The 19,442-nt window shown below is 65.5% G+C and carries 19 protein-coding genes; 7 read left to right on the top strand and 12 right to left on the bottom strand.

The genetic code is table 11. The features are described from left to right. The first annotated feature begins 244 nt into the window (after window positions 1–244). Window positions 245–883 (top strand): DUF47 domain-containing protein, encoded by a 639-nt coding sequence (locus QMB55_RS14325; protein WP_497589409.1) that lies wholly within the window; start codon window positions 245–247, stop codon window positions 881–883. Between the two features lie 10 nt (window positions 884–893). After that, complete coding sequence (locus tag QMB55_RS14320; protein ID WP_497589407.1) at window positions 894–1,901, top strand: inorganic phosphate transporter; 1,008 nt, start codon at window positions 894–896, stop codon at window positions 1,899–1,901. 58 nt (window positions 1,902–1,959) lie between these two features. Here QMB55_RS14320 and QMB55_RS14315 read toward each other — a convergent pair whose 3' ends face one another. Further along, entirely contained in the window at window positions 1,960–2,178 is a 219-nt protein-coding gene (locus QMB55_RS14315; RefSeq protein ID WP_497589406.1) for a YdcH family protein, read from the bottom strand. Between the two features lie 239 nt (window positions 2,179–2,417). Here QMB55_RS14315 and QMB55_RS14310 point away from each other — a divergent pair, with 239 nt between their 5' ends. From QMB55_RS14310 to QMB55_RS14295, 4 genes are all read left to right on the top strand, one after another. Then, window positions 2,418–2,738, top strand: coding sequence for a hypothetical protein (locus tag QMB55_RS14310; RefSeq protein WP_497589405.1), 321 nt, complete (start codon window positions 2,418–2,420; stop codon window positions 2,736–2,738). 28 nt (window positions 2,739–2,766) lie between these two features. Further along, entirely contained in the window at window positions 2,767–3,336 is a 570-nt protein-coding gene (gene greB, locus QMB55_RS14305) for a transcription elongation factor GreB (protein WP_497589404.1), read from the top strand. A gap of 161 nt (window positions 3,337–3,497) precedes the next feature. After that, a complete protein-coding gene (gene htpG / locus QMB55_RS14300) occupies window positions 3,498–5,408 on the top strand; it encodes a molecular chaperone HtpG (RefSeq protein ID WP_497589403.1) in 1,911 nt (636 codons plus the stop codon). A 106-nt stretch (window positions 5,409–5,514) separates the two neighbouring features. Beyond that, window positions 5,515–6,063 carry a DNA-deoxyinosine glycosylase gene (locus QMB55_RS14295; RefSeq protein WP_497589401.1) on the top strand — a complete coding sequence of 183 codons (549 nt, stop codon included), beginning with the start codon at window positions 5,515–5,517 and terminating at the stop codon, window positions 6,061–6,063. Here QMB55_RS14295 and QMB55_RS14290 read toward each other — a convergent pair. Further along, window positions 6,023–9,043, bottom strand: a complete 3,021-nt coding sequence (locus QMB55_RS14290; RefSeq protein ID WP_497589400.1) for a PAS domain-containing hybrid sensor histidine kinase/response regulator — start codon at window positions 9,041–9,043, stop codon at window positions 6,023–6,025. The two genes, QMB55_RS14295 and QMB55_RS14290, sit on opposite strands and share 41 nt — an antisense overlap. A 226-nt stretch (window positions 9,044–9,269) precedes the next feature. Here QMB55_RS14290 and tfpB point away from each other — a divergent pair, with 226 nt between their 5' ends. Continuing rightward, on the top strand, window positions 9,270–11,063 hold the full coding sequence (tfpB, locus tag QMB55_RS14285; protein WP_497589399.1) for a type IV pilus assembly ATPase TfpB: 1,794 nt from the start codon (window positions 9,270–9,272) through the stop codon (window positions 11,061–11,063). A 21-nt stretch (window positions 11,064–11,084) separates the two neighbouring features. On the opposite strand, the gene QMB55_RS14280 is transcribed toward tfpB, so the two are convergent. The 10 genes from QMB55_RS14280 to rsxA all read right to left on the bottom strand — a co-directional run bounded on the left by QMB55_RS14280 (window position 11,085) and on the right by rsxA (window position 19,391). Next, entirely contained in the window at window positions 11,085–11,507 is a 423-nt protein-coding gene (locus QMB55_RS14280; protein WP_497589397.1) for a DUF1841 family protein, read from the bottom strand. A gap of 91 nt (window positions 11,508–11,598) precedes the next feature. Next, window positions 11,599–11,925 (bottom strand): hypothetical protein, encoded by a 327-nt coding sequence (locus QMB55_RS14275; RefSeq protein WP_497589396.1) that lies wholly within the window; start codon window positions 11,923–11,925, stop codon window positions 11,599–11,601. Between the two features lie 136 nt (window positions 11,926–12,061). Then, a complete protein-coding gene (locus QMB55_RS14270; protein ID WP_497589394.1) occupies window positions 12,062–13,309 on the bottom strand; it encodes an MFS transporter in 1,248 nt (415 codons plus the stop codon). A gap of 196 nt (window positions 13,310–13,505) precedes the next feature. Beyond that, window positions 13,506–14,144 (bottom strand): endonuclease III, encoded by a 639-nt coding sequence (nth, locus tag QMB55_RS14265; protein WP_497589393.1) that lies wholly within the window; start codon window positions 14,142–14,144, stop codon window positions 13,506–13,508. A 4-nt stretch (window positions 14,145–14,148) separates the two neighbouring features. After that, complete coding sequence (locus QMB55_RS14260; protein WP_497589412.1) at window positions 14,149–14,835, bottom strand: electron transport complex subunit E; 687 nt, start codon at window positions 14,833–14,835, stop codon at window positions 14,149–14,151. A gap of 43 nt (window positions 14,836–14,878) precedes the next feature. Further along, window positions 14,879–15,535 (bottom strand): electron transport complex subunit RsxG, encoded by a 657-nt coding sequence (gene rsxG, locus QMB55_RS14255; protein ID WP_497589392.1) that lies wholly within the window; start codon window positions 15,533–15,535, stop codon window positions 14,879–14,881. 2 nt (window positions 15,536–15,537) lie between these two features. Then, window positions 15,538–16,551: an RnfABCDGE type electron transport complex subunit D gene (locus tag QMB55_RS14250; protein ID WP_497589391.1), complete on the bottom strand. Its 1,014-nt coding sequence runs from the start codon at window positions 16,549–16,551 to the stop codon at window positions 15,538–15,540. Window positions 16,552–16,554: 3 nt separating this feature from the next. Next, the gene (gene rsxC, locus QMB55_RS14245; RefSeq protein ID WP_497589390.1) at window positions 16,555–18,255 is read right to left on the bottom strand and encodes an electron transport complex subunit RsxC; all 1,701 of its coding nucleotides are present in this window, start codon (window positions 18,253–18,255) and stop codon (window positions 16,555–16,557) included. 12 nt (window positions 18,256–18,267) lie between these two features. Next, complete coding sequence (rsxB, locus tag QMB55_RS14240) at window positions 18,268–18,810, bottom strand: electron transport complex subunit RsxB (RefSeq protein WP_497589389.1); 543 nt, start codon at window positions 18,808–18,810, stop codon at window positions 18,268–18,270. Then, the gene (rsxA, locus tag QMB55_RS14235) at window positions 18,807–19,391 is read right to left on the bottom strand and encodes an electron transport complex subunit RsxA (protein WP_497589388.1); all 585 of its coding nucleotides are present in this window, start codon (window positions 19,389–19,391) and stop codon (window positions 18,807–18,809) included. Before rsxA ends, rsxB begins: the two co-directional genes overlap by 4 nt. Window positions 19,392–19,442: the final 51 nt, after the last annotated feature.

The following is a 19,442-nucleotide window of genomic DNA, read 5'->3' as shown; positions in this document are numbered from 1 at the left end:
CCCGCTGACCGCTTCTGCTGACGCTTCTTACACCACGTCCCGGGACACGATCTGGGTTTGTCGTATTTTTTGCGCGTTTCCGCGCATGTGATGGGTTGAGGTTTGGCGAGAGGTCGGTGCTTGTTTGCCTGCGATTGGGAATTTTTCTCAATAAACCTCAGCGCGGCCGTTTTGTCCCTCGGTCACAGGGGCTCGGATGGTAGAATGCGCGCCATTTCCAACAGTTCAAACTTTACGAGAGCTTATGTTTTCGCGTTTCATGCCCAAAGAGGGCCAGTTTTTCGAACTTTTCAACGCGCATGCCGAGCAGATGGCGATTGCGAGCGAGGCCCTGGTGGACCTGATGAATGCGCGCAATGCTTCGGAGGACGAGGCGGCACGTCATCGCGAGGTGATCGACAAGGCGGAGAAGACCGCCGATTCGATCACCCATGAGACGATGCGGCAACTGCACACCTCGTTCATCACGCCGCTCGACCGGGAAGAAATTCACCAGCTTTCGACCGGCCTCGATGACATCATCGACCTCGTGCAGGACGTGGCCCACACGGTCAATCTTTACAACGTGCGCCACATCACCGCCGAAGCCGTGAATCTGAGCGTGCTTTGCCGTTCCTGCTGTGAGCGCGTGCGTGCAGCGGTGCAACTGCTGACGTCGATGGACAACGGGCCGCAGATCCTCAAGATCTGCCACGAGGTCGATCAACTCGAGTCGGCGGCCGACCGTGAAATGCGCAGCGCCATGTCCAAGCTCTTCCGCGAGGAGCCGGATGTCCGCGAACTCATCAAATACAAGGCCATTTACGAGCTGCTCGAGGTGGTGACCGATCGCTGCGAGGATGTGGCCAACATCATCGAAGGCATCGTGCTCGAGAATTCCTGAGCGGCGCAGCATGGATACTCTGAATTTCAGCCTGGGCGTGCTGGTGTTTCTGGTGGCCCTGGCCCTGGTCTTCGATTTCATGAACGGTTTCCACGATGCGGCGAATGCCATCGCCACCATCGTGTCGACCCGTGTCATGCGTCCGCAGCACGCTGTGTTGCTGGCGGCTTTCTTCAACTTCATCGCGATCCTGGTCTTCCAGCTCAAAGTGGCGACGACCGTCGGCAAAGGGACGATCGATCCCTCGGTGATCGACCACTACGTCGTGTTCGGTGCACTGGTCGGCGCCATCGCCTGGAACGTGATCACCTGGTATTACGGCATCCCGTCCTCGTCGTCGCATGCGCTGATCGGTGGCCTGGTCGGTGCGGCGGTCGCCAAGTCGGGCTTCGACTCGCTGATCCCTTCCGGGCTCATCAAGACGATCTCGTTCATCCTGGTCTCGCCGATGCTCGGCATGTTCCTCGGTTCGCTGATGATGCTGCTGGTCGCCTGGACTTGCCGGCGCGTTGCTCCGCACACCATGGACACATGGTTCCGCCGTCTGCAGTTGGTTTCCGCTTCGCTCTATAGCCTCGGGCACGGGGGCAACGATGCGCAGAAGACGATGGGCATCATCTGGATGCTGCTGATCGCTTCGGGCATGCTGCACTCGGGTGACGCGCTACCCAGTTGGGTGGTGATTTCGTGCTATGCCGCAATCGGGGCAGGCACGATGTTCGGCGGCTGGCGCATCGTCAAGACGATGGGGCAGAAAATTACTCACCTGAAACCCGTCGGCGGTTTCTGCGCCGAGACGGGTGGGGCGATGACGCTGTTCCTCGCCACCGCGCTGGGGATTCCGGTGTCGACGACGCACACCATCACCGGAGCCATCGTCGGTGTCGGTTCGACGCGCAAGAAGTCTTCGGTGCGCTGGGGCATCGCCAGCAGCATCGTCTGGGCCTGGGTGCTGACGATCCCCTGCAGCGCGGTGATTGCCGCGGTGTTCTGGTACATCGGGCGCTTCATCCTCTAGTCGGCGCCCTGCGGCGGGCTCAGCCCGCCGTTTCGAGTCGTTTCCCGGCGTTCCGGCCTCAGGCCGGAATGTCCGGAACGAGCATCCCCTCAAGGTGGTGGATCTTGTCCTTGAGCATCAGCTTGCGTTTTTTGAGCCGGTGGATCAGGAGCTGGTCCTGATTCGGCAGCGGCGTCGCGGCCAGATGCTCGATGATCAGGTTCAGGTCGCGGTGTTCGACGCTCAGCTCGTTGAGCGTCGCGCGGGCGTTTGCGATTTCCTCTTCGGTCAGGATCATTCCGGCGGTCCTCGTGCGTGATGCCTGCGTGGTTGCTTGCGACGCGCCTGCAGGCTCGGCGCGTCGAGGACATGGTAGGCCTGCGGGCGGGAAAAGACAACGTCGGACGGTGGTAGATAAAATGCTATGATCATTTGCTCTGCGGCGTGGGATTGGGGGGCAAAGAGGGCGCAACATGGCGCCCTTCGCGTTTGCGCTTAGAATGAGGGCGTTGCCTGACAGACTCCGGGAGTGCCGCCATGCCGCCATACGTCATTGTTTCGTTCGATCCGCAGACGGAGTTCCGCTTCCCGCTTGAGGCGGGCGCCTTGGTGGGTGGGGCGTCCGAGGGAGCTCGGCGCTGGTTCGAGCGGGAATACTCAGCGCTGGGCGTCGAGCCTGGCAGCCCACTCGGCAAGGTGCTGGTGATCGACAAAATTCTCGACGTTGCCCGGCACGGGGGCGCACGGCGCTTTGCCGACGACCCTGCCTGGGGTGAACGTTTCGCCCTGAATACAGCGCTGGCCTTGGGCCGCCAGGTGATCCGCGTCGATGTTGCGGCCGACGCCATCGAGTATTGAGATTCCCCGCGCAAGACGTTGAAAACCCATGAACAAGGCTTTTACCCGCGAAAACGACGGCGATGAGGACGAGGACGCCGATGGCGGCACTCCGTTACCACCTTTGCCGCAGGGCGCCCGTAACTACATCACGCCCGGCGGCTACGCGCGCCTGAAGGACGAGCTCGATCATCTGTTGCGGCGGGAGCGACCGCACATCGTCGAGGTGGTGCATTGGGCGGCATCGAACGGCGATCGCTCGGAAAACGGCGATTACCTCTACGGCAAGAAACGCCTGCGCGAGATCGACCGCCGCATCCGCTTCCTGGGCAAGCGCCTGGACCTTGCCGAGGTCGTCGATCCGGCGCGCCAGGACAACACCGGCCAAGTCTTTTTCGGCGCGACGGTGACCGTCAGCGACGCCGAGGGCGAAGAGACGACTTATCAGATCGTCGGCGTCGACGAGACCGACTTCGCCCGCAACCGTATCAGCTGGGTCTCGCCGCTGGCACGCGCGTTGTTGAAGGCGCGCGAGGGTGACCTCGTTCGTTTCCAAAGTCCGGCCGGCTGGCGGGAGATCGAGGTGGTCGAGATCGACTACCGCGCGATCGAGGACTGAGCCCAATTCCATTTTCGGCCGATGACTTGATCGGCTGCACTGTGCGGGCTTGAAAGCCTGCCGTGCGCCCCCATATCCCACGACATCGACCGTTCCCGCCTTGGCGGGCCGGCGCCGGCGATTGCCACCTGCCCCCTGATCTATCCATCGATGGAGCTTAAATGAGCGCAAACAAGGAAACCCTGGGCTTTCAGGCCGAGGTCAAGCAACTCCTGAACCTGATGATCCACTCGCTGTACAGCAACAAGGAAATCTTCCTGCGCGAGCTGATCTCCAATGCTTCCGACGCCTGCGACAAGCTGCGCTTCGAGGCGCTCAACAACGCCGCGCTGTACGGCGATGATGGCGAACTCAAGATACGCCTTGCCTTCGACAAGGACGCGCGCACGATCACGATTTCGGACAACGGCATCGGCCTTTCGCGCGAAGAAGCGGTCGAGCACCTCGGCACCATCGCCAAGTCCGGCACGCGTGAGTTCTTCGCGGCGCTGACCGGCGACCAGGCCAAGGATGCGCACCTGATCGGCCAGTTCGGCGTCGGGTTCTACTCCTCCTTCATCATCGCTGACAAAGTGACGGTGATCTCGCGCCGCGCCGGTCTGGATGCAAACCAGGCGGTGCGCTGGGAGTCCGCCGGCGAGGGCGATTTCTCGGTCGAAATGGTCGAGAAGGCCGGGCGTGGCACCGATGTGATCCTGCACCTGCGCGCGGAGGAGGACGAATTCCTCTCGGCCTGGAAGCTCAAGCAGATCGTGCGCAAGTATTCCGATCACATCACCCTGCCCATCGTCATGAAGGGCGAGAAGTGGGACGAGGAGAAGAAGGAACAGGTCGCCACCGACGAGGATGAGACGATCAACCAGGCCTCGGCCCTGTGGGCGCGGCCGAAGTCGGAGCTTTCCGATGAGCAGTACAAAGAGTTCTACAAGCACGTCGCGCACGACTTCGAGGACCCGCTCGCCTACGTGCACGCCAAGGTCGAGGGCAAGCAGGAATACACCCAGCTCCTCTACGTGCCGCAGCGCGCGCCCTTTGACCTGTGGGACCGCAATGCGCGCCACGGCGTCAAGCTTTACGTGCGCCGCGTGTTCATCATGGACGACGCCGAGCAGCTGATGCCGCTCTACCTGCGCTTCGTGCGCGGCATCGTCGATTCGAACAGCCTGCCGCTCAACGTCTCGCGCGAGATCCTGCAGGAGTCCAAGGACATCGAAGCGATCCGCGGCGGTTGCGTGAAGAAGGTGCTGGGCATGCTCGAGTCGCTGGCCGACAGCGAGGACGATGCCGAGAAGGCGAAGTACGCCCAGTTCTGGGGCGAGTTCGGCCGCGTGCTCAAGGAAGGCGTCGGCGAAGACCCCGCCAACAAGGCGCGCATCGCCAAGCTGCTGCGCTTTGCCTCGACGCACGGCGACACTGCGGAGGAAGCCGTTTCCCTCGCCGACTACGTTTCGCGCATGAAGGACGGCCAGGACAAGATCTACTTCGTCACCGCCGAGACCTTCACCGCCGCCAAGAACAGCCCGCACCTCGAGATCTTCCGCAAGAAGGGCATCGAAGTGCTGCTCCTCTCCGACCGGGTCGACGAGTGGGTCACCGGCCACCTCACCGAGTTCGAGGGCAAGACCCTGCAGTCGGTGGCCAAGGGCGGGCTGGACCTCGGCACGCTGGAGGACGAAGCCGAGAAGAAGGAAGCCGAACAGGCCGCCGACGAGTACAAGGAGCTGATCGAGAAGATCAAGACCTCGCTTGGCGAGAAGGTGAAGGACGTGCGCGTCACGCACCGCCTGACCGATTCGCCGTCCTGCGTCGTCGCCGACGAGCACGACCTGGGCGGTAACCTGGCGCGCATTCTCAAGGCGGCCGGCCAGAAGGCGCCGGAGATGAAGCCCATCCTGGAGATCAACCCCAAGCACCCGGCGGTGCAGCGCTTGAAGTACGAGGAAACGCATTTCGCCGATTGGGCGCACCTCCTGCTCGAGCAGGCGACGCTGGCCGAAGGCGGTACGCTCGAAGACCCGGCCGGGTTCGTGAAGCGCATCAACGCGCTGATGCTTGAGTTGTCCGCGAAGTAAGCGCGGAGCCTACACGCGCGCCGCGAGGTGCGCCGGGCGCGGCGGGTCCGGTACGGGCCACGCCGCGCTTTTTTCATGAGCGACCGGGAGTGATTATCCTGTGGCGATGAACGCAAAAAACAGCGACTTGCTCACCGGCCTGCCGCCGATCCTCGATGCCGGGGTCGAGGTGGTCGTGCTCGGGAGCTTTCCCTCGCCGGCTTCGCTCGCGGCGCAGCAGTATTACGCGCATCCGCAGAACCAGTTCTGGCGGCTGATGGGCGAGTTGCTCGGTGAGCCGCTCGCCGGCCTGCCGTACGCCGGGCGTTGCGCCGTGCTGCTGCGGCATCGCGTCGGGGTGTGGGACGTCTATCGCCATTGCCGCCGCGAAGGCGCGCTCGATGCAGCGATCGAGGACCCCGAACTCAACGATTTTGCAGCCCTGAGGCGCGCTGCGCCGCAGCTTGGAAGCGCCGTCTTCAATGGCCTGGAGGCCGGCCGCAGCGCCCGCCGATTGGCGCTCCTGGGCCTGCATACCGCGGTCGTGCCGTCGACCAGCCCGGCCTACACCTTGCCTTTCGCGCGCAAGCTCGAGCGCTGGTGCGCGCTGTGGCCGTCCGCTCCAGGCGAGTCCTTTAGCGCTGGCGACTCCCCGGCCACTGGCCGTCGCGCTTGAGGTGGTGGAGGATGCTGGCGGTGAGCTTGGTCGGGTCGATCGGCTTGGCGATGTGCCCGAGCATCCCGGCGGCGAAGCATTTGTCGATTTCCTCGCTGAACGCGTGCGCGGTCTGACCGATGATCGGCAAACCCGGCGCCATCGTCAGGATGCGCCGGGTGGCCTCGTAACCGTCCATGCGCGGCATCTGCACGTCCATCAGGATCAGGTCGTAAGCCGCTGAGCCGTCGTCGCGGATGCGGGTGACCGCGTCTTCACCGTTGGCGACGGTGATTACCTCGGCGCCTTCCTCACGCAGATTGTGTTCGAGCACCATCTGGCTGGTGGCATCGTCTTCGGCGATGAGGATGCGCAAGCCGCGCAGCGGCCGCGCGTGCCGTTCGGCGCGGGCGTCGTCCGCGGGCGTTTCGGGCGTAGCGGCGGTGGGCTGCCAGGGAACGTAGGGAATGCGGAAGGTGAACACGCTGCCGTGTTCCGGGTGACTTTGGACTTCGATCGTCCCACCCATCAGTTCGAGCAGCCGGCGGCAGATGGCCAAGCCCAGGCCGCTGCCGTCGTACCGCCGGGTCAGCGAGGCGTCGACTTGATGGAAGGGGTCGAACAGGCGCCCGAGTTCCGCGCTGGCGATGCCGATGCCGGTGTCGGCAACGCTGAAGGCGAGTTGATCGCCCTGGCGTGCGACGCTCAGTCGCACTTCGCCGCGTTCGGTGAACTTCACGGCGTTGCTGAGCAGGTTGAGCAGGATCTGGCTGATCCGCTGCGGATCGCTCAGGCAGCGCTGCGGCAGGTCGGCGGCGAAGTCGAGGGCGAGGCTGAGGTGTTTGGCCGCAGCGCGTTCGCCGACGAGTTCGAGGGCGTGCTCGACGACTTCGCGCAACACCGTCTCGCGTGCCACGATGCGCAGTTTTCCGGCCTCGAGTTTGGAAAAATCGAGCACGTCGTTGACCACCACCAGCAGGCGTTTGCTCGAACTCAGAATCTTCTCGAAGGCCCGGTAGGCCTGCTCGGTATCGGTGAAGGTCCGCAGGCCGATCTGGGCGAAGCCGATGATGCCGTTGAGCGGGGTGCGGATTTCATGGCTCATGTTGGCCAGAAATTCGCTCTTGACCCGGGCCAACTGCTCGGCTGCGGCGATGGCGCGCTCGCGGGCCAGGGCGGCGGCCCGCTGGGCACTGATGTCGACGAAGGAAATGACGGCTCCGTTGGGCTGGCCGTCGGCGGTGGTGGGGTGAACAGCGTACATCACCGGGACAGGGTGACCGTCGCTGTGCCAGAACACTTCGTCGTCGACGCGGGTTTCACGCCCGAGGCCAAGCGAGCGGTGGGCGCCGCAGTCTTCGATCGGGTACGGGCTGCCGTCGGCGCGATGGTGGTGAAACAAGGCGTGCGAACAGCGTCCGATGGCCGCTTCGGCCGCAAGGCCGAGCATGCGGCAGGCGGCGGGATTGATGAAGGTGATCTTGCCGGCGGCATCGATGCCGTAAACACCGTCCGCCGTCGAATTGAGAATCTGGCTGGCGCGGGCTTCGGTCTGCAGCAGGGCCGCAGTGCGCAGTTGGACGAGTTCGGCGAGGTGGCGACGGTGTTGTTCGAGTTCGGCGTCGATGCGCTTGCGCTCGGTGATGTCGCGCGCCGAGCCGACGGTGCCGATGACTTCGCCGTGTTCGTTGTAGAACGGCGATTTGTGCACCTCGAAGTAGACCGGTTTTCCGCGCAGGTTGCCGTATTCCTCGAAGACCGAAGGCTTGCCGAATTGCAGGGTCAGCGCATCGCTGTCCTGGCAGCATTCGCCGAAGGTGTGCCAGTTCGGGTCTTCGGGGTGGGAGGCGCGTTCGCGGCGGGCAAAGAAGAGGTCGGTCTTGCCGATCGGTTCTTCGATGTCCTGGGCAAACAGCAGATGCTCGCAAATCGCCTTGTTGGCGAACAGGTAGCGTTTGTCGAGGCCCTTGGCCCAGATCATGTCCGGAACGTTGTCGCACAGGAGGCGCAATAGCGCGGCCAGGCGGCGCGATTCGGCCTCGGCTTTGCGCAAAGCCTCCTCCATCGCTTTGCGTTCGGTGATGTCGTGGCCGATGCCGAGCACCCCGATCAGCGTGCCGTGTTCGTCGTACATCGGGGCTTTCGTGGTCTCCAGGCATTCGCGGTGGCCGTCGTCGGCAAAGCTGATCCACTCCTCGTTGCTCAGGGTAGCATCGCGTTCGAGCGTCAGGCGGTCGTGCGCACGGAAAAAGTCAGCCTGTTCGCGGTCGATGAAGTCGTAGTCGGTGCGGCCGACGATCGCCTCCTCGGTGGTGCCGAAGAATCGTTCGAAACGTCCGTTGCATGCCAGATAAACGCCGTCGGGGTTCTTCAGCCAGACGAGGTCGGGCAGGTGTCGGAACAAGGTGTGCAGTTGCGCGCGGGCCTGGGCGTTGGCGGTGGCGTACTGGTCGGCGATGCGTTTGCTTTCGTCGAGGCGGCGGTTGCTTTCGCGCAACTGCCGTTCCGAGGCCTGCAAGCGTTCGTAGGCGAACGCGGTGTCGAGGGCGGCGGCGAGCCGCCCGGCGATCGTGGGCAGATGCGTCAGCAGGGCCGGCGAGGGGGCGTGCTGCGCCGAGGGGTAAACGACGAGCAGGCCGGCGTCGGAAAGCGGCAGCAGGATGCAGCCCTCGGGCGCGTCATCGTTGCCGGCGTTGGTGATGCGGCAGGCTGCGTTGCGCTCAAGGTGTTGCGCAAACGGGTGCGCGTTCGGGATGCGACCGGCGACGTCGAGCGCGGCAGGCTCCGCGGCCAGCAGCAGGAGGTCGCCGCCGCGGAGCGTCGCGTCGTGGGCCGCGTCGCGCCACCAGAGGGCGGCGCCGTCGAGAGCACAGAGGGGGACGAAGGCAGCGAGGAAGTCGCGCGCCGTCACTCGCGCGTCAGGCGTGTGCCCGATGGCCATGAGCAGGGCGTGGAGGATGCTGCGGTCGACCTCGGAAAGCGGACTGGTCTGTTCGTTCATGGCCGGCGGGTGGGGCGGCGACGGAGGTGGCAGCGGATGCTCATGAGCGCTCCGAAAGCGGCGGGATGTTTCATTGTATATGCCCGTGCGACGTCGACATGGGCGGTTTGGGGTGCATGCGAGCTTCGGGAGACGGGGCTGTGGCGGTGGCGATACGCCCGTTCGGCATTGAGGCCCGGCTTCCATGTCGGGTATAGTCCGGGGATTCTGTCGCTGGAACGTGCACATGCCAAAGAACGCTGCGAGCGTCGCGCCCGAGCACCGATTGACCATCGCCGAGGTGCTCGGTCTGTTGGTGAACGACGGGCTGGTGGAGAAGGCCGATGCCGATGCCTTGATTGCCGAAAGCCGCTTAAAGCGCCTGGTCGTCCATCCGCTGGCCGTGGTCGCCGAGCAGAAATGGAAGTCGCTGCAGCCACCGCATCGCCCCCTCGACCTTGAGGCGCTGGGCGAATGGCTGGCGGCCAAGATCGAGCTCGAGTATTTCCACATCGATCCGCTGAAAGTCGACTTCACCGCCGTCACCGATGTGATGTCGAGCGCTTATGCGACGCGTTTCGGCATCCTGCCCGTGCAGGTAAATGCGCGCGAGATCGTCGTCGCCACCACCGAGCCCTTCCTGCGCGAGTGGGAGAAGGAGATCGCCGGGATCGCCAAGAAGTCGATCCGCCGGGTGATCGCCAACCCGCTCGACGTGGCACGCTACCTCGTCGAGTTCTACAACCTGGCGCGCTCGGTCAAAAAGGCGGCGCAGATGGGCGGGCAGGCCGCCGGGCTGTCGTCGTTCGAGCAGCTCGTTGAACTGGGGCGCAGCAACCGCCAGTTCGACGCCAACGACCAGCACATCGTCAACATCGTCGACTGGCTGTGGCAGTACGCCTTTGAGCAGCGCGCCAGCGACATCCACATCGAGCCGCGACGTGAAGTCGGGATCGTGCGCTTCCGCATCGACGGCGTGCTGCATCAGGTCTATCAGATCCCGATGAGCGTGATGGCGGCGATGGTCAGCCGGATCAAGATTCTCGGGCGCATGGACCTCGTCGAGAAGCGAAGGCCGCAAGACGGTCGGATCAAGACCCGCACCGCCGATGGCCAGGAGGCCGAGCTGCGCCTGTCGACCCTGCCTACCGCCTTCGGCGAAAAGCTGGTGATGCGCATCTTCGACCCCGAGGTTCTGGTGCGCAATTTCTCCGAGCTCGGGTTCACTGACGACGACAAGGCGCGCTGGCAGACGATGTCGGGCGCACCGAACGGCATCGTGCTGGTGACCGGGCCGACCGGCTCGGGCAAGACGACGACGCTCTACTCGACGCTCAAGCAGCTGGCGACGCCGGAAGTGAATGTGTGCACGATCGAGGACCCGATCGAAATGATCGAGCCCTCGTTCAACCAGATGCAGGTGCAGACGGCGATCGACCTGGGCTTTGCCGAAGGCGTGCGCGCGCTGATGCGGCAGGACCCGGACATCATCATGGTCGGCGAAATCCGCGACCTCGAAACCGCGGAAATCGCCATCCAGGCCGCGCTTACCGGCCACCTCGTGCTGTCGACGCTGCACACCAACGATGCCCCGGCGGCGCTCACCCGCATGCTCGACCTGGGGGTGCCGTCCTACCTGCTCGGGGCGACGGTGCTCGGGGTGATGGCGCAGCGCCTGGTGCGCGTGCTCTGTCCGGCGTGCAAGCGGCAAGCTCCGGCGACGCCCGAGGACGAAGCCTTGTGGGATCGCCTCGTGGCGCCGTGGAAGGCCAACCGGCCGACGCATTTCCATCACCCGGTCGGTTGCCTCGATTGCCGCATGACCGGCTACCGCGGACGGATCGGCCTGTATGAAATCCTCATGCTCTCGCCCGACGTCAAGCAACTGATCGCCGACGGCGCCGAGCTGGCCAAGGTCCGTGATCTCGCCTACCGCGAGGGCATGAAGCCGCTGCGTATTTCAGGGGCGATGAAAGTCGCCGCCGGGATGACGACGCTGGCCGAAGTGTTCAAGGTTGCGCCACCGTCTGAGCGGGCGTAGCGCAACGCGCGGACGCCGGACTCAGCCTGTGCGCCGCAGGCACTCGAGGTAGCGCGTGCTGTCGAGTGCTGTGCCGTGGCGCTGGGCGTGCCACAGGGTTTCGCCCAGGCATTCCATGACCGCATGCTCGGCGTCGTGAACCTCGAGCGTTTGGCGCAGGCGCTCGTATTCGGTGCGAATGCCCGGCGGCTGGTCGATGCTGATCTGTTCCGCGATGGCCAGGTGCAGCGAAAGGTGCAGGAATGGGTTCATGCGTCCGGTTTCGGGCGTGAACTCCTGTTCCAGCGCGCTTTCGGGCTGCTCGAGCAAGGCGTGGTATTCCGGGTGCTGGGTGATCAGGTCGGCGGCGACGGCTTCCGCGCCGGAGAGGACTTCGCGCGCGCGGTGCTTGCGCCAGGCGTCGCAGAAGAAGCTGCGGACTTGTTCGCGGGAGGGGTTGAACATCGTCGGGAGAAGAGGGCAGGGGGCGGAAGGGCCCGGGGTATCGGGGTGGCCCGCCCGGTGCGTGTTGGCGCCCGCCGGGCGGGCGCGGTGCCTAGAAGTTGTGGATCTCGAACTGGTAGGCGCTGGCGACTTCGCCGAGCAGGGCGAGGCGGGTGGCCGGGTCGGCGGCAAGGGCCTGCCCGATCTTGGTGCAGTAGCTCACGAGCGCCTTCTTGGCAGCTTCGGAAATGTCCGGTGCCACGCCCTGGTCCTCGTATTGCACGACGTAGGCGTGCGCCGCGACGCCGATCACGAAATACAAGGCGGCGTTGGCGGAGTCGCTCTTCATCAGCTCGAAGGCCCCTTTGTAAAGGCGCTTGAAGTCGTCGGTGCCGGCGCCGGATTGCTCGAAAGCGGCGGCGAGGGTCTGGAACGTCATGGAATTCCTTTCGTTGCGGTGCTTGGGGTCAGTCGAACGGATCGCGGCAAGAAGCGAAGGTTCAGTCTCGATTCTATAGAAAAAAGATGGCCGCCGGGCGGTGTCCCTGTCCCGGCGGCCAGTGTCGGTGCAGGTTTTACTTGAGTTCGGCGCCCTTGAGCTCCGGAATCAGATACTTGGTCGCCACCATGTCGATCAGATAAATTGTGGCGAGCAGACCGATCGCGGTCTGGAAGGAGTGGGTCGTAGCCAGCGAACCGACGACGACCGGGCCGAAGCCGCCGACCCCGCGCCCGATGTTGAACAGCACGTTCTGCGCCGTGGCGCGCGCCTCGGTCGGGTAGGCCTCGGCCATCAACGCGCCGTAGCCGCCGAGCATGCCGTTGACGAACAGGCCGAGCAGGGCTCCGGCCCAGAGCATGATTGCCGGGTCGGTCAGGTTGGAGTAGACGAGGACCATCACCACCGCGCCGGCCTGGAAGAGCAGGAAGCTCGGCTTGCGCCCGATGCGGTCGGCGATCTGGCCGAAGGCCCAGATGCCGGCCATCATCCCGAGTATGGTGACAGCGGTCCACATCGACGACTTGGTGAGGTTGAACCCGAGTTGCTTGGAGAGGAAGCTGGGCATCCAGATCATGATGCCGTAGTAGCCGAAGTTCTGCACCGAACAGAGGACGACGATGCCGGCGCTGATTTTGGCCGTCGCCTTGTCCTTGATGAGCAGGCGGAACGCTTCGCCGATCGAGCGGCGCTGCACCGTGCTCTGCACGAACAGTTCGGGCTCGTGCAGCTTGGCGCGGATGAACCAGGCGACGAAGGCTGGGATGACACCGACCAGGAACATGCCGCGCCAGCCGATGGACGGCAGCAGCGCCGGGGTGAGCAGCGCCGCGCCGAGGACGCCGATCTGCCAGCCGAGGGCGACGTAGGAGGTGGCGCGGGCGCGGTACTTCGCCGGCCAGGCTTCAGCGGCCAGCGCCATGCCGATGCCGAACTCGCCACCGAGGCCGATGCCGGCGATGGTGCGGTAGATGAGCAAGTCCCAGTAGCCTTGTGCAAAGGCGCACAGACCGGTGAAGACGGCAAAGAGGACGATGGTCCAGGCCAGGACGCGGATGCGGCCGTAGCGGTCGCTCAAAGCGCCGAAAATGATGCCGCCGGCGACGGCGCCGACCAGCGTCCAGGTGACGAGGGAGCCGGCTTGCGCGGGCGTGAGTTGCAGATCGGCGGAAATCGCCGAGAGCATGAAACCGAGGATGAGCAGATCGAAACCGTCCATGGCGTAGCCGACGGTCGAGCCGGCCAGGGCCTTCCAGCCGTAGCGGCTGACTTTCTCGGAGGCGGGCTCGTTCGTGGCGAGCCGGGAATCGTGAGGGGCGGGCATTTTTTTCTCCAAATCGTGGCTGCACGAAACCCGGACCGCGCCTTATGCGGGGTCCAGATCGAACAGGCCTGGGGGGATTTCTGGTAGAGAAATCGATCGATTATACCCGAAATTCGATTGGCATCCTACCATTCAAGCTGTAGCCCAGCATTGGCAAGGGAGTGCGGCGCGGCGTAAGCACCGGAGGGGCGTAGGCTCAGGGCGCGAGGTTCTTGTCGCGGTAGGCGCAGAGGTCGATCAGCGCGCAGCGCCAGCATTCGGGTTTGCGCGCCTTGCACACGTAGCGCCCGTGCAGGATCAGCCAGTGGTGCGCGTCCTGCAGGAATTCGGCGGGAACGCGCTTTAACAGCGCCCGCTCGACAGCGAGCGGTGTTTTTCCCGGGGCCAGTCCGATGCGGTTGGCGAGACGGAACAGGTGGGTGTCGACGGCGATCGTCGCTTCGCCGAAGGCGGTGTTGAGCACCACGTTGGCCGTCTTGCGGCCGACGCCGGGCAGCGCCTCGAGTGCCGCGCGGTCACGCGGCACTTCGCCGCCGTGTTTCTCGAGCAGTTGCGCACAGGTGGCGATGACGTTCTTGGCCTTGGCGCGGTAGAGCCCGATGCGGTCGATGTAGGTGGTCAGGCCGGCCTCGCCGAGGGCGAGCATGGCCTGCGGCGTCGGCGCGTCGGCAAACAGGCGGCGGGTGGCGAGGTTGACGCTCTTGTCGGTGGCTTGCGCCGAGAGGATGACCGCGATGAGCAGCTGGAAGTTCGAGGCGTATTCGAGCTCAGTCTTCGGCGCCGGGTTGGCGCCTTGCAGGCGCCGGAAAAGCTCGGTGCGCTGGGCGGCGTTCATGCCGTCAGTGGCATTCGGCGGTGCTGACCGGCGCCGGCGGCGGCAGTTTTCGGCGTGCGGCGGCGCGAGCTTCGATCCAGTTCTTCCAGGCGATCAGGCAGCCGAGCAGGATGAAGGCGCCGGGCGGGAGCAGCGTGAGCAGCAGGCCGGGGTAGTCGGCGGGCAGGAGCTGCAGCGGTTGCAGGCCGGGGATGACCATGTCGATGCCCGAGAGCAGGGTGCCGCCGCCGATCAGTTCGCGCAGGCCGCCGAGCAGGGCCAGCGTCCACAGCATGCCGACGCCCATGAAGATGCCGTCGAAGGCCGAGTGCAGGGGCGGGTTCTTGGCCGCGTAGGCTTCGACGCGAGCGAGCACGATGCAGTTGGTGACGATCAACGGAATGAAGATGCCGAGCACCAGATAGAGGTTGTGCAGGAAGGCGTTGAACAGCAGGTCGACGACGGTCACCAGCGCGGCGACAATGAGGATGAAGACCGGAATGCGGATTTCGTGCGGGATGAGGTTGCGCAGGCTGGCGATGACAAAACCCGAAATCGCCATGACCAGGATCGTGGCCAGCGAGAGCATGACGCCGTTGACCAGATTGGTGGTGACCGCCAGCAGCGGGCACAGGCCAAGGATCTGGACCAGGCTGGTGTTCTGCTTCCAGACGCCGTTTTCGGCGATGCGGCGGAGTTCGTCGCGGGTCATGGTCATTCTCCTTGCGTTTCGATGAGCGCGTTGCGGCGATCGGCTAGGGCGCCGCAAACAGGGTCGCGCGGTGGGCTTCGACGTACAGCGCGGCCTTGCGCACGGCTTTGACCACCGCGCGCGGGGTCACGGTGGCCCCCGCCACGGCGTCGAAGCGACCGCCGTCTTTCTTCACCTGCCAGTCGTGCGCTTCGCTGCTCGCCGGTTGCAGACCGTCGAACTGGGTGATCCACGGCCGCGCCTTGTTCTTGTCCTTCTTCGGCTCAATGTAGTCGCCCAGGCCCGGCGTTTCCTTGTGCTGGACGACGCGCACGCCGTGCAGCGTGCCGTCAGGCGCCAGGGCGATGAGCAGGCGGATCTTGCCGGCGTAGCCGTCCGGGGCGATGGCTTCGAACACCAGGGCGACGGTCTGGGCGCCGCGTCGCGCGCGGTAGGCGGTGCTGGCGGCCTCAAGACCGAGTTCGGGGGCTGGGCCGAGCGTCAGCGTGTCCTTGAGCAGGTCATTGTCGTAGGCGCTGCGCGGCAGCACCTCGTCGATCAGCTTCATCTTCTCCTCGGCGGCTGCGGCCTCGATGGCCGGCAGGGTGAAGGTGTACGCAGCGGCGAGCAGGGCGGTGAAGACGACGACGAAGGCGAACAGGATGACCGCCGTGCGGACGGCCATGCGCGGCGCAGTCAGCGGTTTGACGGGCGGGGTCATGATTATGGCTTCTTGTGGCCGAAGATCGGCGGTTGCGTGTAGACGTCGATCAGCGGCGCGCACAGGTTGAGGAGCAGGACGGCGAAGGCGACGCCGTCCGGGTAGGCGCCGAAGACACGGATCAGGTAGGCGAGCACGCCGGCCGCGAAGCCGAAAATCAGCCGGCCGCGCGGCGTGGTGCAACCCGAGACCGGGTCGGTGACGATGAAGAAGGCGCCCAGCAGGGTGCCGCCAGCGAAGATATGGAACAGCGGGTCGGCGAACTGCGCCGGTTGCCAGAGCCAGAGCGGGGTGGCGATGGCGACGATGCCGGCGAGGAAGGCGGCCGGCGTGCGCCAGCCGATCACCTTGCGCTGCCAGAGCCACAGGCCGCCGAGCAGGTAAGCGACGCTGACCCATTCCCAGCCGCGGCCGCCGAGTTGGCCGAAGACGCCGCTGTGAGCGCGGGTGGCGGCGACGCTGCTGCCCTCGCCGAGCTTGAGTGCGGTCTTGAGTGCGTCGAGCGGGGTCGCGCCGCTCATCGCGTCGAGGCGCGGCAGTTGGCCGAAAATCAAAGCCACGTGGTCGGCGAGGCTGCTGGCCGGATGCGCGGGCGGCCATTGCGCCATCAAGGCCGGGAAGGAGACGATGCAGGCCGCGAAGGCGACCATCGCCGGGTTGAACGGGTTTTGCCCGAGGCCGCCGTAGAGGTGCTTGGCGACGACGACGGCGATCAACACCCCGACCACGGTCAGCCACCACGGGGCGAGCGGCGGGAAGGCGAGGACGACCAGCCAGGCGGTGACCAGCACGCTCGCGTCGCCGAGGAAGGGGGCGAGCGGTTTGCCGCGCAGGCGCAGCATCGCGGCTTCGGCGGCCAGCGCGGCGAGGCTGGCGATGCCCAGCTGGACGAGGACGACAGGGCCGACCAGCCAGACATAGACGGCGATCGCCGGCAGCAGGGCCACGAGCACCTGCAGCATGATGCGCCGGACGCTGACGTCCTGGCTAAGGTAGGGCGGTGTGTTGACGTTCATGGTTCACTTCTCGTCGGCGGCAGGCGCAGTGGCGTCCGGCGCGGGCTGGCGGCGCGCGTCGATCTCGGCGATCTCGTGGCGTTGCGCCGCGGTCAGTGCCGCCGCGTCGGTGTTTTTGGGCTGGGCGGCTTCGCGCTGTTGGCGGGCGCGCTCCATTGCCGCGGCGATCGCCGCCTTCTTGGCCGCATCGGCGTCGACCGGCGCGGTCGGCGCGGCTGCTGCGGCAACGTCCGGTGCGGCTTCGCCGGTCGCGGTCGCTTGTGCCGCAGCGGCTTTGGCGGCTGCGGCCTTGGCCAGGCGTTCGGCCTTCTCGGCCTTCTCGCGCTCTTCGCGCTCGTTGCGGAATTCGAAACGCGATTTGGCGGCGTCGGATTGGCTCTTCTCGCGTTCGCGCGCCCAGATTTCGCTCTTGGCAAAACGGAAATACTGCACCAGCGGGATGCGCGACGGGCAGACGTAGCTGCAGCAACCGCACTCGATGCAATCGAAGAGGTCGTATTCCTGCGCCTTGCCGAAATTCTTGGCACGCGAAAACCAATACAGCTCGAACGGTTGCAGTTCGTGCGGGCAGGCCTCGGCGCAGGCGCCGCAGCGGATGCAGGGCATTTCCGGCGGCAGCGGCGGGAACAGCGCCGGCGAGCCGGCGATAAGGCAGTTGCTGGCCTTGACGACCGGCGCCTCGAGCCCGGGCAGTTCGAAGCCCATCATCGGTCCGCCCATCAAGTAGCGGTCGGTGCCGGGCAGGGGGCGGGCGAGCGGCAGCAGGTCGGCAAACGGGGTGCCGAGCGGCACCTCCCAGTTGCGCGCCGTCTCGACGTTGCCGGTCAAGGTCACGATGCGCGAGATGACGGGTTCGCCGTGCGCCAGGGCACGCCAGGCGGTGTAGGCGGTGGCGACGTTGAAGCACTGCACGCCCATCTCGGGCGAGCGCTTGCTGGCCGGGACTTCTTTGCCGGTGAGCACGCGGATCAGCTGCTTGGCGCCGCCGGCCGGGTAGCGCGTCGGCACCGGGATAACGGCGAAGGATTCGCCGCAGCGTTCGACCGCGGCCTGCATCGCGGCGACGGCTTCGGGTTTGTTGTCCTCGATGCCGATCAGCACGCGCTTGGGGTCGAGCAGGTCGCGGAAAACGCCGATGCCGCGCACGATCTCGTCGGCGCGCTCGCGCATCAGAAGGTCGTCGCAGCTCATGAACGGCTCGCATTCGGCGCCGTTGATCACCAGCTCTTCCATCGGTGTGCTGCGCGCGGCGGTGAGCTTGGCGTGGCTGGGGAAGACGGCGCCGCCGAGGCCGACCACGCCGGCATCGCGCAGCAGTTCGCGCACGCGCTCGGGGGCCAGATTGCGGTGGGCGACCGGCTGGCGTTCGATCCATTCGTCGCGCCCGTCGGCCTCGATCACGACGGAGAGCGTCGGCAGGCCGGACGGATGCGCGGCGAGGCGCTCCTCGATGGCGAGGACGGTGCCCGAGGTCGGCGCATGCACGGCCGAGGAAATCCATTTGTCCGGGCCGCCGATCTTCTGACCCTTGAGGACGCGCTGGCCCGGCACGACGAGCGGCTCGGGCGTGCCGCCGATGCTTTGGTGCAGCGGCACGACGTAGCGCGGCACCAGTGGCGCCTGGCCGATCGGCTGGCCCAGCGACGGGGATTTGTGGGTTTCCGGCTTGATGCCGCCCTTGAAGCGGAAGAGTTTGCGCAACATGTTGTTTTGGTTCTATGCGACGCGGCGAAGTTCGATCACCGGGTATTTCCACTTCCAGGTGTCGAGTTTCTCGGGGATCGGTTCCATGCGGATGCATTCGACCGGGCACGGCTTGACGCACAGCTCGCAGCCGGTGCACAGCGGTTCGACGATGGTGTGCATCTGCTTGGCGGCGCCGACGATGGCGTCGACCGGGCAGGCCTGGATGCACAGGGTGCAGCCGATGCAGGTCTGCTCGTCGATGATCGCCACCTGCTTGGGTTTTTCCTCGGCGTTGAGCGGTTTGACTTCGCGTCCGAGCAGGTCGGCGAGGCGCTGCACGCCCTCCTGGCCGCCCGGCGGGCACAGGTTGATGTCCGCCTCGCCTTCGGCGATGGCCGTGGCATAGGGCTTGCAGCCGGGGTAGCCGCACTGGCCGCACTGCGTCTGCGGCAGGATGGCGTCGATCTTCTCGATCAGCGGGTTGCCCTCGACCTTGAACTTGATCGAGGCATAGCCGAGGGCGGCGCCGAGAACGATGGCCCCGAGCGCCATGACGAGGATGGCGGCGGTCATTGGTAGCGGTCCAGTCCGGCGAAGCCCATGAAGGCCAGCGACATCAAACCGGCGGTGACCATGGCGATGGCCACCCCGCGGAAGGGCGTGGGGACATCGGCGCCCTCGATGCGCTCGCGGATGCCGGCAAAGAGGACGAGCACCAGGGAAAAACCGACCGCGCTGCCGGCGCCGAAGAGCAAAGACTCGACGAAGTTGTAGCGGTTGCTGATGTTGAGCAGCGGCACGCCGAGCACGGCGCAGTTGGTGGTGATCAGCGGCAGGTAGATGCCGAGCACTTGGTGGAGCACCGGGCTCGACTTCTGGATGACCATTTCGGTCAGCTGGACGATGGCCGCGATGGTGACGATGAACGACAGCGTGCGCAGGTACTCAAGGCCGAAAGGCGTGAGCAGGAAGTGGTCGATCACGTAGCTGGCGCCGGTGGCCACGGTGAGCACGAAGGTCGTCGCCGCGCCCATGCCGAACGCCGTGTCGAGCTTTTTGGACACGCCCATGAAGGGGCAGAGTCCGAGAATCTTCACCAGGACGACGTTGTTGACGAGTACCGCGCCGACGAGGATGAACAGGTAATGGGTCATGAGGTGCCGGGAAAAAGGGGCCAAACGAACGACCAATACGCCTCCGCGACC

Source organism: Propionivibrio sp., from assembly GCF_041441355.1.
Classification (GTDB): Bacteria; Pseudomonadota; Gammaproteobacteria; order Burkholderiales; family Rhodocyclaceae; genus Propionivibrio.
This window is presented reverse-complemented; position numbering and strand designations above follow the sequence as displayed.